Here is a 13,563-nt window from a genome sequence, read left to right as displayed (position 1 = left end):
CTCTCGATTAATACTCACTCGTTGTTCAGTTTTCAAAGATCAAACCATCTTCATCACCGATGCTCGTTCGCACCAGCAACTCTTATACTATATCACGTTCGGCCGTTTTGTGCAAGCACTTTTTTTGATCTTGTTTCATTCGATCGAATCAGGATCAATCGGCCGGAATAAGAATATACCACGAATCGAAGTTACTTGGCAAGTGTTTATTTGAATTATTATTCGGCTGGCTTAAAACATAGAAAAAACCGCGGGCATACGCCCGCGGTCGATCGTTTCCTTCCGGTCTTATTGCTCTCCGCCTTTGTTCCGCATATGCGGGAACAGCAGTACGTCTCGGATCGAAGCAGCGTTGGTCAGCAGCATGACCAGACGGTCTACACCGATGCCGAGACCCCCGGTAGGCGGCATACCATGTTCCAGCGCCCGGATGAAGTCCTCGTCCATCTCATGCGCTTCGTCGTTGCCCTGCTCCTTCTCGCGGAGTTGGGCTTCAAACCGCTGCCGCTGGTCAATCGGATCGTTCAGCTCGCTGAACGCATTCGCATGCTCGCGGGCGACAATGAACAATTCAAAGCGATCCGTGAACCGCGGATCCTGGTCGTTTTTCTTCGCCAGAGGCGAGATTTCAACCGGATGTCCGGTAATAAAGGTCGGCTGAATCAGCGTCTCTTCTACAAAATGCTCGAAGAAGGCATTCAGAATATGACCGAACGTCATGTGCTTCTCTACCGGTACTTTATGCTCCTTAGCCAGACGATGGGCTTCTTCATCCGACATCTGCACGCCGAAGTCAACACCGGTCACTTCCTTGACGGCCTCGACCATGGAGACGCGGCGCCACTGCGGAGTCAGGTCCACTTCATGGCCTTGATACTGGATCTTTTGCGTACCGAGGACATCCTGGGCGATATGGGCGATCAGGTTCTCGGTTAACTGCATAATGTCCTTGTAATCCGCATAGGCTTCATACAGCTCGATCATTGTGAACTCCGGGTTATGACGGGTCGAAATCCCTTCGTTCCGGTAGACGCGGCCGATCTCATACACTTTCTCCAGACCGCCTACAATCAGGCGCTTCAGATGCAGCTCAATGGCGATCCGCATGTACAACTGCATTTCCAGCGTATTGTGGAATGTAATGAACGGGCGGGCTGCCGCTCCGCCGGCGATGGCATGCAGGGTCGGCGTCTCAACTTCCAGATAACCGAGCGAATCCAGATACCGGCGCATCGACTGGATGATCCGGGAACGCGTGATGAATGTCTGCTGAACTTCGGGATTGATAATCAGATCGACATAACGCTGGCGGTAGCGCAGCTCGACGTCCTGGAGTCCGTGATACTTATCCGGCAGCGGAAGCAGGGACTTGGAGAGCACCTCCAGATCTTCGACTTTGATGCTGGTCTCGCCGGTCTTGGTCTTGAAGACTTTGCCGGTAACGCCGATGATGTCGCCCAGATCCAGAATGCCAAACGCTTCATACTTGTCCGCCGGCACGCTGTCCTGACGAACATAAATCTGAATGCGGCCGCTGAGGTCCTGGATATGGGAGAAGCTCGCCTTGCCCATCTTCCGTTTGGCCATAATCCGGCCGGCTACGTGGACGGTTACGTCCAGCTCTTCCAGCTCCTCGTTGGTCATCCCGTCATATTGCGCCAAAATATCGCCCGCATGGTGAGTGCGCGCGTATTTTTTGCCGAACGGATCAATTCCCAGCGCTCGCAGCTCGTCCAGCTTGCCCCGGCGAATCCGCAGCAGCTCGCTCAGCTCCTCCTCCGGCTGGACCTGACTGTTGTTCATCTGTTCATTCATCTTCGATTCCATTCCCTTCTCCAACTGCTGTTCATATGAGTCCGCCAACGCAAGACAACCCCACCAGGCACGACTTGCTCCGAAACGATCGGGCACCTGGCGGGGAGCGACGCGGGTATTTGTGAGAAAAGGCTTCCCGGAGGAAGCCGCCTATTTCATTTGGATATCAATGATTTTGTATTGAATGACGCCTGCCGGTACGCTGACATCGACGACAGCGCCCTTCTTCTTGCCGATAATCGCCTTGCCTACCGGACTTTCATTGGAGATCTTGTTGTTCAGCGGGTCGGACTCCGCTGTACCGACGATAGTATATTCCATCGTGTCGCCGTACTCCATATCTTCCACGGTAACGGTAACCCCGATGCTGACCGTCTCCGTATCGATCTCGTCGCTGTTGATAATGCGGGCGTTGCGCAGCATCTTCTCGAGTGTAATAATCCGGCCTTCAATAAAAGCCTGCTCATTCTTGGCGTCCTCGTATTCCGAGTTCTCGCTGATGTCGCCGTAGCCGATCGCCACCTTGATCCGTTCCGCCACCTCGCGGCGCTTGACCGACTTAAGGTTCTCCAGCTCTTCTTCCAGACGCTTCAACCCGTCCGGGGTAAGAATAACTTCTTTATCGCTCATCTAACCGATTCTCCTGTCGTCTGCATAATGAAAAACACCATAACTATATGCGTATCCGGGGGGATCAGAACCCTCTTCCTGCGCTCTTGTATCGTATCTTCAAATTTATACTGTGAAATTATATGGGAACCGTTACAAAATGTCAATGACAGGGTGTAAAGCGTTCCCGCATCCACGGCAGCAGCAGATAAGGTCGGTCAGACGGCGGATAATCCGGATTCTTCATAGGTGGCGTACTCGACAAAATCACTCAAAATCCGCACCATTTCGTCGCGCTTCGTCTCTTCCATAATCAGGTCTTTGACGCGGGCAGCGCCTTTCAGACCTTTCAGGTACCAGGCCAAATGCTTGCGCATTTCTCGCACGGCGACCGCTTCTCCCTTGAGCGCGATCAGCCGGTCCATATGCAGAATGGCAACCTCGATCTTCTCCTGCGGCGACGGGTCGGGCAAAAGCTCGCCGGTGCTCAGATACTGCACCGTCCGGTACAGCATCCACGGATTGCCGAGCGCTCCCCGGCCAATCATAACGCCGTCGCAGCCGGTCTGATCCAGCATCGCCCGGGCATCCTGCGGCGTCTGCACATCACCGTTGCCGATGACCGGAATCGATACGGCCTCCTTGGCCTGGCGGATGTAGCTCCAGTCAGCATGGCCCGTGTAGAGCTGTTCCCGCGTGCGTCCGTGCACGCTGATGGCCTGGCCCCCGGCCCGTTCCACGGCGCGGGCATTCTCGACCACATAGATATGCTCGCTGTCCCAGCCGATCCGCATCTTGACGGTAACCGGCTTCTCGACGGCGTCGACAACGGCCGACACCATTTCGTAGATTTTGCCGGGGTCCAGCAGCCAGCGGGCACCGGCATCGCATTTGGTTACCTTAGGCACCGGGCATCCCATATTAATGTCAATAATGTCGGCGTTGGTCTCTTTGTCCACGACCTTGGCCGCCTCGACCAGCGACTGGCGGTCGCCGCCAAAGATTTGCAGACTGAGCGGCTTCTCCCGGTCGTCGACGAACAGCATTTCCCGGGTTCGCTTGTTGCCGTGCATGATCGCTTTGTCGCTGACCATCTCGGCGCACACCAGACCGGTGCCGAACTCCTTGGCGATCAGGCGGAACGCCGGATTGCAGACGCCCGCCATGGGAGCCAGCACCACCTGATTCTTCAATTCAATATCGCCGATTCTCAGCATTGGGGTTCCCTTCCTTCTAGTTGGACGACCTATCGGACAGTTCTTCCGCACTTATATCCAATACAGTCGCAATTTTATTTAAAATTTGTTCTTCAAGGCGCCGGTTGCCCCGCTCTACAGCGCCAAGCAGCGCCAGAGAAATACCGGCCCGATCGGCCAGCTCCTGTTGGGTATATCCCTTCAGCTTGCGGAATGAACGAACCCTCAGCCCCACACGCTTGGTGTCCACAGTTCCATTCCATCCTTTCCGTCTAGCCCTTGCAATGCTCCCTGCACCAGGGCGCGCAGGCCGGTGGAATCGTCCTCGGGTACAATGTCCGCCAGCGGTACCATAACAAAGGCCCGTTCCCACATCCGCGGGTGCGGCAGCGACAACAGCGGCGTGTTCATGCGCCGCCCTTCCATCCACAGCAGGTCCAGATCGAGTGTTCGCGGACCATTGACAATCTGACGAACCCGGCCGAGCCGGTTCTCTGTTCTCAGCAGGGTCTTCAGCAGTTCTTCCGGCCCCAGCGAGGTCCGCAGGGCGGCCGCCATATTGAGGAAGCGGGGCTGGTCCAGGTAGCCGACGGGTTCGGTCTCATAGACCCCCGATGCCCGCAGCACGGTTAGACCCTCTTCGGCATCGAGCAGAGCCAGTGCCTCGCGCAGGGTCCCCAACCGGTCGCCCAAATTGGCCCCTAAAGCAATATAAGCCTCTGACGGCTCAGAGGTGGACAATGACTTCATCATGATTCTCGCTTTCTCGTTCTCCGCAGTTCTACGGTAACGCCTTCGAAATGAATGTCGAACGGCGGATGCGGCTTGGTCACTCCGACCAGGACCGCAGCAACTTCAGTATACGTGTCCAGCAGTACGGATGCAATACGTTCGCCCAGCGCCTCGATCAGCTTAAAGGACTCGTTCTCTACGATCGACCGGACCCGCTCATGAATTTCGGCGTAATTGATCGTCAGCTCCAATTGATCGGTCCGGCCGGCCGGAGCCAAATCCAGATCGAGTTCCAGGTCTACATAGAAGCGCTGGCCCAGACGGCGCTCCTCTTCAAATACGCCGTGACGGCCGTAGTATTCCATGCGGTGCAGCTTCATTTTATCCAAGTTAAGTCGGCTCCCTTCCTGCTGTTCCCCTGTCTCTTCAGTGAATCTCCGGCCGGCCGGCATACAGCATCGCGTCGCACATGGCCACCGTCCGTTTCATCTGCCGCACATCATGAACGCGCACAATCTGGCAGCCTTGGGCAATGCCGAAGGCCACGGTGGCAGCCGTTCCCTCCACGACATCATCTGCCGGAAGGTCCAGGACGGTGCGGATGAACTTTTTGCGGGAAGTGCCCAGCAGCATCGGATAACCGAGCGCTCCCAGCGCGTCCAGCTTCATCATGGCCTGCAGATTCTCGTCATAATTCTTGGCAAAGCCGATACCGGGGTCCAGAATGATGCGGTCGGGTTGAACCCCCGCGTCCAGCGCAAGCGTTATACTCTCAGCCAGATCCGTCTTCATATCGGTCTCCAGATCGGTATAGTTCCGGTCCTTGCGGTTATGCGTCAAAATAATCGGGCAGCCCGCCTCGGCGGCCACCCGCGCCATCCCTTCGTCGGCCTTACAGCCCCATACATCGTTGATGATATGGGCCCCCGCCGCCAGCGCCTGCCGGGCGACTTCCGCTTTGTACGTATCCACCGACAGCGGAAGATGCGGAGCCGCCCGGTGAATACGCTCCACAACCGGGATAACCCGCCTTAATTCCTCTTCCAAATCCACCGGCTCATGCCCCGGACGTGTCGATTCGCCGCCGATGTCAATGATATCCGCTCCTTCTCCCGCCAGCCGAAGCGCCTGCTCCACCGCCAGATCGGGATGGTCCCACAGTCCGCCGTCCGAGAAGGAATCGGGGGTTACATTCAGTATTCCCATAATGAGGGTCCGCGTTCCCAGCTTAATCCGGGCCTGCCCCATTCTATAATCGCGTGCATATAGGTTCGGTCTCATGGCTTCTCTCCCGTCTCAAGGTTGTATCTTCGCTGCAGTTCAAGCGTGATGGGCCCGGGTGCGCCCCGGCCGATTGCCTTCCGTGTGCCGCCTGTCCATACGCCGGTAACCGGCGTAATTCCCTGCACCGACCCGGTTATGAACATCTCCTGTGCCATCAGCAAACATCCGGCATCATATAATCCGGTCTCTGCCTCGATCCCGGCCTGCCCGGCCAGCTCCAGCACCATTTCCCGGGTAATGCCCGGTAGGATGCCGGCGGATACATCCGGCGTATAGAGCTTCCCCTCCCGGACCCAGAACACATTGCTGACCACTCCCTCCGCCACATGGCCGCCTTGGGTAAGCATCAGCCCTTCGGCTCCGGAAGAGGAGGCGGGATGGAGATTCAGTTCCCTTTTGCCGAGAATGCTGTTCATATAATGAAGGCTTTTGCGTCGGACAGGGGCCTCGGGGGTATTGCGCACCGTATGAAGCAGCACGGCGTCCCGCACCGGGACCGCCGGCGGGAGCGCCTTGGCGAACAGCACCCGGTTGGGATTACGGTAATCGCCGGAAGGCAGGCCGAGCAGATCCTCACCGGCGGTCACGGTATACCGGATATAGGCCTCCTCCAAGCCGTTGGCAGCCATGAGGCTCGCGATCCATTCTGCCAGTTGCCCGGCACCTCCCTGGTACGGAATTCCCAACTCGCGGCAGCCCGCCTCCAGACGCTTCAGATGGCGCTCCAGCAGAAAAGGCTTGCCCTTATAGGTGCGGAACGTCTCGAACAAGCCCATCCCGTACAAAAAGCCGTGATCCCTGACGGACACCACGGCCTCTTCAGCGGCGCAGACCGCGCCGTTCAAGCCTATAAAATTCATGCCGGCTCTCCGGCCGTACGCTTCAGGAAATTGCGCAGCATCGTATGCCCGTGATCGGTAACAATTGACTCCGGATGGAACTGAACGCCTTCGATCGGATATTCCTTGTGGCGCAGCCCCATGATTTCGCCTTCCGCCGTCTCTGCGGTAATCTCCAGGCAATCCGGCAGGCTCTCCCGCTCGACGATCAGCGAATGATAGCGGGTAGCCGTGAACGGCGATTCCATCCCTTCAAAAACGGACTCGCCGCGGTGAAGAATCGGCGAAGTCTTGCCGTGCATCAGCCTTGGGGCCCGGATGACCTTCCCGCCAAAAGCCTGTCCGATCGCCTGGTGGCCCAAGCAGACGCCGAAGATCGGAATCCGGCCTTTGAAATGCCGGATCAGATCGAGACTGATGCCGGCCTCAGTCGGCGTACACGGTCCCGGCGAGATCAGAATATGATCCGGTGCGAGCCGCTCGATCTCCTCCAGAGTGATCTCGTCGTTGCGGAACACCTTGACCTCCTGATTCAACTCGCCCAAATACTGCACGAGATTATAGGTAAATGAATCGTAGTTGTCGATGACCAGGATCATGCGCTTATCTCTCCTTCTTGTCCGCCGCTTAAGCATTTGTCCGTATACCCCTATTAAATTCCATAACGCTGCTGCAGTCAATCCAGTCCGGCGGAATCCGGTTTGCCTGTCAGTATACGGCATGGGACATGCTTTTGGGAACCCCGCGCAGCAATTTCCTTCCCATGCCATTCCCAAGCCTTTCCCATGCCTCCCCAAGCAAAAGCCCCTGCCGCCCATTGGCGGTCAGGGGCTTGCAAGCCGTTCGGCAGCCGGAGATCCGGCCGCCACGGCGATAGCAGCAGTCTTAAGCTTCGAAGTTATACAGCGGCGTGCTGAGGTAGCGTTCGCCGTTGCTTGGAACGATGGCGACCACACGCTTGCCGGCGCCCAGTTCCTTGGCGACCTTAATCGCGGCAAAGATGGCAGCGCCGGAGGAAATACCGGACAGAATGCCCTCTTCCTTGGCGACGCGGCGAGCCGTCTCAAAGGCCTCGTCATTCTCGACATGAATAATCTCGTCGTAGACATTCTGGTTGAGAATATCCGGGATGAAGTTGGCGCCGATCCCCTGAATCTTGTGCGGGCCCGGCTTGCCGCCGGCCAGAATCGGCGAGGCTGCCGGTTCTACCGCATAGATCTTGATGTCCGGATAGTTCTCCTTCAGCACTTCACCCGCACCGGTGATGGTGCCGCCCGTTCCGATCCCGGCTACGAATGCATCCAGCTTGCCGTCCAGCGATTCAATCGCTTCTACAATTTCCGGTCCGGTGGTCTCCCGGTGAATCTTCAGGTTCGCCGGATTCTTGAACTGTTCGGCGATGAAATAGTCCGGGTTCTCCGCCAGAATCTGCTCCGCTTTCTTAACCGCACCGTTCATGCCTTCCGATCCCGGCGTCAGCACCAGCTCGGCGCCGTAAGCGCGCAGCAGGTTGCGGCGCTCAAGGCTCATCGTCTCAGGCATAACGATGATCACCTTGTAGCCCTTGGCCGCGGCTACCAGAGCGAGTCCGATTCCCGTATTCCCGGAGGTGGCTTCCACAATGGTGGCGCCCGGCTTCAGGCGGCCCGCCTTCTCTGCTTCTTCCACGATGCTGATCGCGATACGGTCCTTGACGCTGGAGCCGGGGTTCTGGTATTCCAGCTTCACATAAACTTCGGCAGCGCCTTCCGGCACCACACGGTTCAGGCGAACCAGTGGCGTGCCCCCGATCAGTTCCGTTACGCTGTTGACCACCTTGGCTGAAGACGAGCGTGTTACGTTGGACATAATCAAAAACCTCCTTGAAGGAATATGGGATCGTCTAACCGCTAACCTGCCGACGCTATTTCCGACTAAATCGGTAGGTTTTACTTTACCCTCATCTTATCAATCCTGATCGTCCTTGTCAACCGTCAGATCGGCACCGTACTTCTTCCTCAGCTCCGCTTCTGCATCGGCCAGCGCCGGCGCCTGTTCAAGCGCCAGTTCCTGACGAATCTGCCGGCGAATCTCCTCGTCCCCGAGCGTCTTCGGAACGGTGATATGATCGGTGCGGATGACCGCGAACCCGTCGTCCAGCGCCAGCGGACCCGCCATATCTCCGGGGTTCAGCGTCAGCGCTGTCTTCAGCAATTCCTTGGGCCAGAACGGGTCGTCCTCTTCAATCGTGCCCATTCGGCCGCCGTTCTGTCTGCTGTCCGGGTCGGTCGATAATTCCCGGGCCAGCGTCTCGAAATCCTCTCCCCGGTCGAGCCGGTTCAACACGTCTTCGGCGGCTGCATAATCATCCAGCTTAATCAGACTCAGCTCGATCTGCCACTTCGGCCGGAACCGGTCCGCATTCTCCTGGAGATAATCCTCAATCTCCTGATCCGACACCACGATACCGGATGTTGCAACGGCCTGAAGCAGAAGCCGATAGCGGGTATCGGACCGAACTTCCTCCCGGGTCAGGCCCAGCTCACTTTTCATCTGCTGATAATACTGCTCTTCGGAGCCATATCCGGCCGCCGTCTGCCGCAGTTCCTGATCCACCTCTGCCTCGGATACTTCTACTCCCAGACGCTGTGCCTCCTGCTCGACTGCAATCCGGTTAACCATAGACAGCAGCACCTCGCTGCCATACCTGCGCCGAAGCTCATTCTGCCACTCCGCCTGCGTGATCCCGGTCCCGGCGACCCGGGCAACCACCTGGTTCCCGCCGCCGTCCGGCTCCTTCTGTCCGCTTCGCATCCACTCCCGGCCGAGCAGCGCTCCCAGCAGCAGCGCAACGACGGACAGGGCTGCCACCGCCTTGCGGAGCGCCCGTTCCTGTCTAGTCATTTCCCCGCACTCCCGATTTTACGATTTGGCTTGGTCCAGAATGTGCTGAAGCTGGCTCTTGTCGAATGTATAGGCTTCATTGCAAAAATGACAGACGACCTCCGCCTGCTGATCCTCCTCGATCAGCCGCTCCAGCTCATGCCGGCCCAGACTGATCAGCGTCTGCTCGACGCGCTCGCGGGAACACTGGCACACGAAGGAGATGGGCATCTCATCCAGCACCTCCGCATCCGGGCAGATGCGGCGCAGCATTTCCTCCGGCTCCAGTCCGGCATCCAGCAGGGACGTGACCGACGGCATCGCGGAGATCGCCTTCTCGATGGTGCCGATTTCATCATCGCTGAGCCCCGGAAGGAGCTGGATGATGAATCCGCCCGCCACCTGAACCCGGTTGTTCGGATTGACCAGCACGCCGAGTCCGACCGCCGAAGGCGTCTGCTCCGAAGCGGCAAAATAATACGTGAAGTCTTCCCCGAGCTCTCCCGAGACAATCGGAATGCTGCCCCGGTACGGCTCTTTCAGACCCAGGTCTTTAATGACATGGATGAATCCTTCTGTTCCGACCGCTCCGGCCACATCCAGCTTGCCCTTCGCGTTGGCCGGCAGGTGAACATGCGGGTTCTGAATCATCCCGCGCACTTCGCCCCGGGCATTGGACTCGGCGGTAATCTGCCCGACCGGTCCATCCCCTTTTACCTGAATATTCAGCTCTTCCCGGCCCTTCAGCATCGCGCCCATCATGGCAGCGGCCGTGACCGTGCGTCCCAGGGCGGCGGTAGCCGTCGGATACGTATCGTGGCGGCGCTGCAGTTCGTTGACGAGGCCGGTTGTACGTACGGCAAACGCACGGACTCTGCCTTGCATGGCGGTTCCGCGCACCAGCCGGTCGCTAGTATTGTTCATGGGTGCATGCTCCTTTTGTTAATAAAATATCGTGGTTCTGCCTTTATTGATTGCGTTCATAAATAAGGCGCAAGCCTTCCAGCGTCAGCATCGGATTGATCTCGTCGATACAGTCCGTCTCGTCCGCTATCAGCGGGGCCAAGCCGCCGGTGGCAATCACCTTCAGATCAGGCGCCTTCATCTCGGTCTTGATTCGTTTGACGATCCCTTCCACCTGTCCTGCATATCCGTAAATGATACCGGCCTGCATCGCATGAACCGTGTTGCGGCCGATGACCTTCTTCGGCTTCTCGAGCTCAATGCGCGGAAGCTTGGAGGCGCGCTGGTAGAGCGCTTCCGTCGCAATCCCGATCCCGGGGACAATCGCTCCGCCCAAATAGTTGGCTGAGGCGTCAATGCAGTCGAACGTAGTGGCTGTGCCAAAATCGACCACGACCAGCGGACATTGATACCGCTCGACAGCGGCTACCGCATTCACAATCCGGTCGGCTCCGACCTCGCGCGGGTTCTCATAACGCAAATTAAGGCCGGTCTTGATGCCTGGCCCCACAACAAGCGGTTCAATTCCGATATATTTGACGCACATATCGACGAACACCTGGACAATGGGCGGCACAACCGAGGAAATAATGACGCCCTCTACTTCTTTAACGGAAAGGCCGGACATCTGAAACAAATTATGAATCCGGATGCCGTATTCATCGGCGGTGGACTGCCGATCCGTACTCAGCCGGAAGTGATGAAGCAGCTCCTGCCGGCGGTAGACGCCGAGTACAATATTCGTATTTCCGATATCGACAACCAGCATCATGCCGGAGCCCCTCCCTTCTTCGCGTTCAGATCCAGGCTGATGTCCAGACTGTTGAACGAGTAGGTCAGACGGCCGACGGAAATAATGTCCACACCCGATTCGGCGATCGAGCGCACCGTCTCCAGCGACACATTGCCGGACGCTTCCGTCTTGACCCTGGGGGCTGCGGCCTTGATCCGGGCGACCGCTTCACTCATCAGGGCGGGCGGCATATTGTCCAGCATAATAATGTCGGCTCCGGCCTCCAGCGCTTCCTGGACTTGATCCAGATTCTCGGTCTCCACCTCAATCGTCATCGTATGCGGAATATTCGCGCGGGCCCGGCTTACCGCCTGGGCAATGCCGCCCGCGCCCTTGATATGGTTATCCTTAATCATGACAGCGTCATACAGGCCGAACCGGTGATTGCCTCCGCCTCCGATACGGACCGCGTATTTCTCAAGCATCCGGTGCCCGGGAGTGGTCTTGCGGGTATCGACAAGCCGGGTCGGCAGTCCTTCGAGCGCCTGAACGAACATTTGGGTTCGCGTAGCGATACCCGAGAGCCGCTGCATGAGATTCAGCGCCAGCCGCTCTCCCGTCAGGATGGCATGGGTGCTGCCCTCCACCTCGGCGATGACCGTTCCCTTGGCAATAGACTGTCCATCTTGAACATGGGCCGTGAACGACAGGCCCGGATCGACGATCTCAAAGACCAGCTCGGCGATCGGCACGCCGCAGATTACCCCGGCCTCTTTGGCATGAATAATGCCCTTGGACTGATGGCCGACCGGTATTGTCGTCCGCGTCGTCACATCGCCGGAACCGACATCCTCCTGGAGCCAACCTCTTATGGACTGAACCAATTCTTCATTATATCCGTTAAACATCATGCTTCGTTCTCCTCCACTATACCCAGCTCCCGAATCTGGAGCAGGTGCTTCCGCCAGCACACATCGTCCCGTTGGGCAAAGTCTTCACGGTAATGAGCCCCGCGGCTCTCCTGGCGGGCCAATGCAGACTCCGTGATGAGCAGGCTGCAGGTCAGCATATTGGCGAACTCCAGATCTTCCGGCGTTGTCAGCCGGGAAGCAAAGATCGGAAGCTGCCGTTTCAGCTCTTCCAGCCCCTTCGTCAGCGTCTCTTCGCTGCGCCGCAGACCGACTTGGCGCACCATGACCTTCTGCAGCTTGAGCCGCCGTTCCACTACCGCCTGGGATGGATGCTCGCTGCGGCCTTCATCGCAGCCAGCACTCGGCAGCACTTCTCCGAGACCGGGAAGACTGCGGATGCGGTCTACAATCCGGCGGCCGTATACAATGGCTTCGGACAGCGAATTGCTGGCCAGCCGGTTCGCGCCGTGTACACCCGTCGAAGAGACCTCTCCGCAGGCGAACAGACGCGGGATGCTGCTCTCGCCGTTCAGATCGGTCTTGATCCCGCCCATCATATAATGCGCAGCCGGAGCCACCGGAATCCAGTCTGTCGTAATATCGAGTCCATAGCCGATGCAGGTCCCGTATATGGTCGGGAACCGGTGCTTCACTTTCTCGGCCGATTCGTGGGTAATATCCAAATACACAAACGTCGATTTGGTCGCTTCCATCTCGTCAATAATCGCCCGGGCCACAATGTCGCGCGGAGCCAGCTCCAGCAGCTCATGATAGCGTTCCATGAACCGCTCGCCGTGGATGTTGCGCAGAACGGCGCCCTCCCCCCGAACCGCCTCAGAGATCAGAAAGCGGGGAGCGCCCGGATAACTCAGCGCCGTCGGGTGGAATTGGATAAATTCCATATCGCGGATATGCGCGCCGGCGCGGTAGGCAATCGCTACCCCGTCTCCGGTCGCCACCTCCGGATTGGTCGTATACCGGTAGAGCTGGCCGGCCCCGCCGGAACACAGAATCGTCGCATCGCCTTGAAGAAACAGCCGGCTTCCGTTCGGCCGCTGAACCAGTGCGCCGCGGCATTCGCCGTCTTCGGTAATCAGGTCGATGACATAGTGATCGTCCCAGACTTCAATCCGGTCATGGTTCGCAATCTGCTCCGACAACGCGCGCACAATCTCGTAGCCGGTGGCGTCGCCGTTAGCATGCAGAATCCGGCGGTGACTGTGCGCCCCCTCCTGAGTCAACGCCAGTACGCCGTCTTCCTTATCGAACTTGGTCCCGAGCCGAATCAGCTCCTGCACGCCCTCGGGCCCTTCGTTTACCAGTACCTCGACCGCTTCCCGCGAACACAGCCCGGCACCGGCCATCAAGGTATCCTGCAAATGAAACTCCGGCGAGTCATCCTCGGCGATTACGGCGGCGATGCCGCCCTGGGCATACCGCGTATTGCTCTCCATCAGCGATTTCTTGGTCAGCATCACGACCTTGCGGTCCTCGGCGGCACGGATGGCCGTGAACAGGCCGGCAATGCCCGATCCGATAATGATGCAGTCCGTGCGGACCACCGGCAGTTCCCGAAGATCAAAATCAACCAAATATTGTGGAATCATGAGACCGTTTCA

General features: G+C 58.0%; 15 protein-coding genes. All 15 read right to left on the bottom strand.

Annotation, left to right across the window (positions count from 1 at the left end; translation table 11 throughout):
* Window positions 1-288: 288 nt before the first annotated feature.
* The 15 genes from lysS to nadB all read right to left on the bottom strand — a co-directional run bounded on the left by lysS (window position 289) and on the right by nadB (window position 13,551).
* A complete protein-coding gene (gene lysS, locus F4V43_RS12990; RefSeq protein WP_150458686.1) occupies window positions 289-1,815 on the bottom strand; it encodes a lysine--tRNA ligase in 1,527 nt (508 codons plus the stop codon).
* Window positions 1,816-1,965: 150 nt separating this feature from the next.
* Window positions 1,966-2,445: a transcription elongation factor GreA gene (gene greA / locus F4V43_RS12985; RefSeq protein ID WP_150458680.1), complete on the bottom strand. Its 480-nt coding sequence runs from the start codon at window positions 2,443-2,445 to the stop codon at window positions 1,966-1,968.
* A gap of 197 nt (window positions 2,446-2,642) precedes the next feature.
* Window positions 2,643-3,641: a tRNA dihydrouridine synthase DusB gene (gene dusB, locus F4V43_RS12980; protein ID WP_150458679.1), complete on the bottom strand. Its 999-nt coding sequence runs from the start codon at window positions 3,639-3,641 to the stop codon at window positions 2,643-2,645.
* Window positions 3,642-3,657: 16 nt separating this feature from the next.
* The gene (locus tag F4V43_RS12975; protein ID WP_150458678.1) at window positions 3,658-3,870 is read right to left on the bottom strand and encodes a helix-turn-helix domain-containing protein; all 213 of its coding nucleotides are present in this window, start codon (window positions 3,868-3,870) and stop codon (window positions 3,658-3,660) included.
* A complete protein-coding gene (folK, locus tag F4V43_RS12970) occupies window positions 3,846-4,370 on the bottom strand; it encodes a 2-amino-4-hydroxy-6-hydroxymethyldihydropteridine diphosphokinase (protein ID WP_150458685.1) in 525 nt (174 codons plus the stop codon). Before folK ends, F4V43_RS12975 begins: the two co-directional genes overlap by 25 nt.
* Window positions 4,370-4,741 (bottom strand): dihydroneopterin aldolase, encoded by a 372-nt coding sequence (folB, locus tag F4V43_RS12965; RefSeq protein ID WP_150458677.1) that lies wholly within the window; start codon window positions 4,739-4,741, stop codon window positions 4,370-4,372. The genes folK and folB overlap by 1 nt, the downstream gene beginning before the upstream one ends.
* Before the next feature lie 37 nt (window positions 4,742-4,778).
* Window positions 4,779-5,633 (bottom strand): dihydropteroate synthase, encoded by an 855-nt coding sequence (gene folP, locus F4V43_RS12960; RefSeq protein WP_150458676.1) that lies wholly within the window; start codon window positions 5,631-5,633, stop codon window positions 4,779-4,781.
* Window positions 5,630-6,496, bottom strand: coding sequence for an aminotransferase class IV (locus F4V43_RS12955; protein WP_150458675.1), 867 nt, complete (start codon window positions 6,494-6,496; stop codon window positions 5,630-5,632). The genes folP and F4V43_RS12955 overlap by 4 nt, the downstream gene beginning before the upstream one ends.
* Window positions 6,493-7,074 (bottom strand): aminodeoxychorismate/anthranilate synthase component II, encoded by a 582-nt coding sequence (pabA, locus tag F4V43_RS12950; RefSeq protein ID WP_150458674.1) that lies wholly within the window; start codon window positions 7,072-7,074, stop codon window positions 6,493-6,495. Before pabA ends, F4V43_RS12955 begins: the two co-directional genes overlap by 4 nt.
* A 286-nt stretch (window positions 7,075-7,360) precedes the next feature.
* Complete coding sequence (gene cysK, locus F4V43_RS12945) at window positions 7,361-8,323, bottom strand: cysteine synthase A (protein ID WP_150458673.1); 963 nt, start codon at window positions 8,321-8,323, stop codon at window positions 7,361-7,363.
* A gap of 99 nt (window positions 8,324-8,422) precedes the next feature.
* Window positions 8,423-9,358, bottom strand: a complete 936-nt coding sequence (locus F4V43_RS12940; RefSeq protein ID WP_150458672.1) for a SurA N-terminal domain-containing protein — start codon at window positions 9,356-9,358, stop codon at window positions 8,423-8,425.
* An 18-nt stretch (window positions 9,359-9,376) separates the two neighbouring features.
* Window positions 9,377-10,261, bottom strand: a complete 885-nt coding sequence (gene hslO / locus F4V43_RS12935; protein WP_150458671.1) for an Hsp33 family molecular chaperone HslO — start codon at window positions 10,259-10,261, stop codon at window positions 9,377-9,379.
* A gap of 43 nt (window positions 10,262-10,304) precedes the next feature.
* On the bottom strand, window positions 10,305-11,072 hold the full coding sequence (locus F4V43_RS12930; RefSeq protein ID WP_150458670.1) for a type III pantothenate kinase: 768 nt from the start codon (window positions 11,070-11,072) through the stop codon (window positions 10,305-10,307).
* Entirely contained in the window at window positions 11,069-11,944 is an 876-nt protein-coding gene (gene nadC, locus F4V43_RS12925) for a carboxylating nicotinate-nucleotide diphosphorylase (protein WP_150458669.1), read from the bottom strand. The genes F4V43_RS12930 and nadC overlap by 4 nt, the downstream gene beginning before the upstream one ends.
* Window positions 11,941-13,551, bottom strand: a complete 1,611-nt coding sequence (gene nadB, locus F4V43_RS12920) for an L-aspartate oxidase (RefSeq protein ID WP_150458668.1) — start codon at window positions 13,549-13,551, stop codon at window positions 11,941-11,943. Before nadB ends, nadC begins: the two co-directional genes overlap by 4 nt.
* Window positions 13,552-13,563: the final 12 nt, after the last annotated feature.

The organism is Paenibacillus spiritus (genome assembly GCF_008710135.1).
GTDB lineage: Bacteria > Bacillota > Bacilli > Paenibacillales > Paenibacillaceae > Paenibacillus_AQ > Paenibacillus_AQ glufosinatiresistens.
This window is presented reverse-complemented; position numbering and strand designations above follow the sequence as displayed.

Excerpts from the sequence above, each read along its gene's own strand:
- lysS (WP_150458686.1), bottom strand. The coding sequence starts at position 1,815 with ATGAATGAACAGATGAACAACAGTCAGGTCCAGCCGGAGGAGGAGCTG.
- greA (WP_150458680.1), bottom strand. The coding sequence starts at position 2,445 with ATGAGCGATAAAGAAGTTATTCTTACCCCGGACGGGTTGAAGCGTCTG.
- dusB (WP_150458679.1), bottom strand. The coding sequence starts at position 3,641 with ATGCTGAGAATCGGCGATATTGAATTGAAGAATCAGGTGGTGCTGGCT.
- folK (WP_150458685.1), bottom strand. The coding sequence starts at position 4,370 with ATGAAGTCATTGTCCACCTCTGAGCCGTCAGAGGCTTATATTGCTTTA.
- folP (WP_150458676.1), bottom strand. The coding sequence starts at position 5,633 with ATGAGACCGAACCTATATGCACGCGATTATAGAATGGGGCAGGCCCGG.
- F4V43_RS12955 (WP_150458675.1), bottom strand. The coding sequence starts at position 6,496 with ATGAATTTTATAGGCTTGAACGGCGCGGTCTGCGCCGCTGAAGAGGCC.
- pabA (WP_150458674.1), bottom strand. The coding sequence starts at position 7,074 with ATGATCCTGGTCATCGACAACTACGATTCATTTACCTATAATCTCGTG.
- cysK (WP_150458673.1), bottom strand. The coding sequence starts at position 8,323 with ATGTCCAACGTAACACGCTCGTCTTCAGCCAAGGTGGTCAACAGCGTA.
- F4V43_RS12940 (WP_150458672.1), bottom strand. The coding sequence starts at position 9,358 with ATGACTAGACAGGAACGGGCGCTCCGCAAGGCGGTGGCAGCCCTGTCC.
- hslO (WP_150458671.1), bottom strand. The coding sequence starts at position 10,261 with ATGAACAATACTAGCGACCGGCTGGTGCGCGGAACCGCCATGCAAGGC.
- F4V43_RS12930 (WP_150458670.1), bottom strand. The coding sequence starts at position 11,072 with ATGATGCTGGTTGTCGATATCGGAAATACGAATATTGTACTCGGCGTC.
- nadC (WP_150458669.1), bottom strand. The coding sequence starts at position 11,944 with ATGATGTTTAACGGATATAATGAAGAATTGGTTCAGTCCATAAGAGGT.
- nadB (WP_150458668.1), bottom strand. The coding sequence starts at position 13,551 with ATGATTCCACAATATTTGGTTGATTTTGATCTTCGGGAACTGCCGGTG.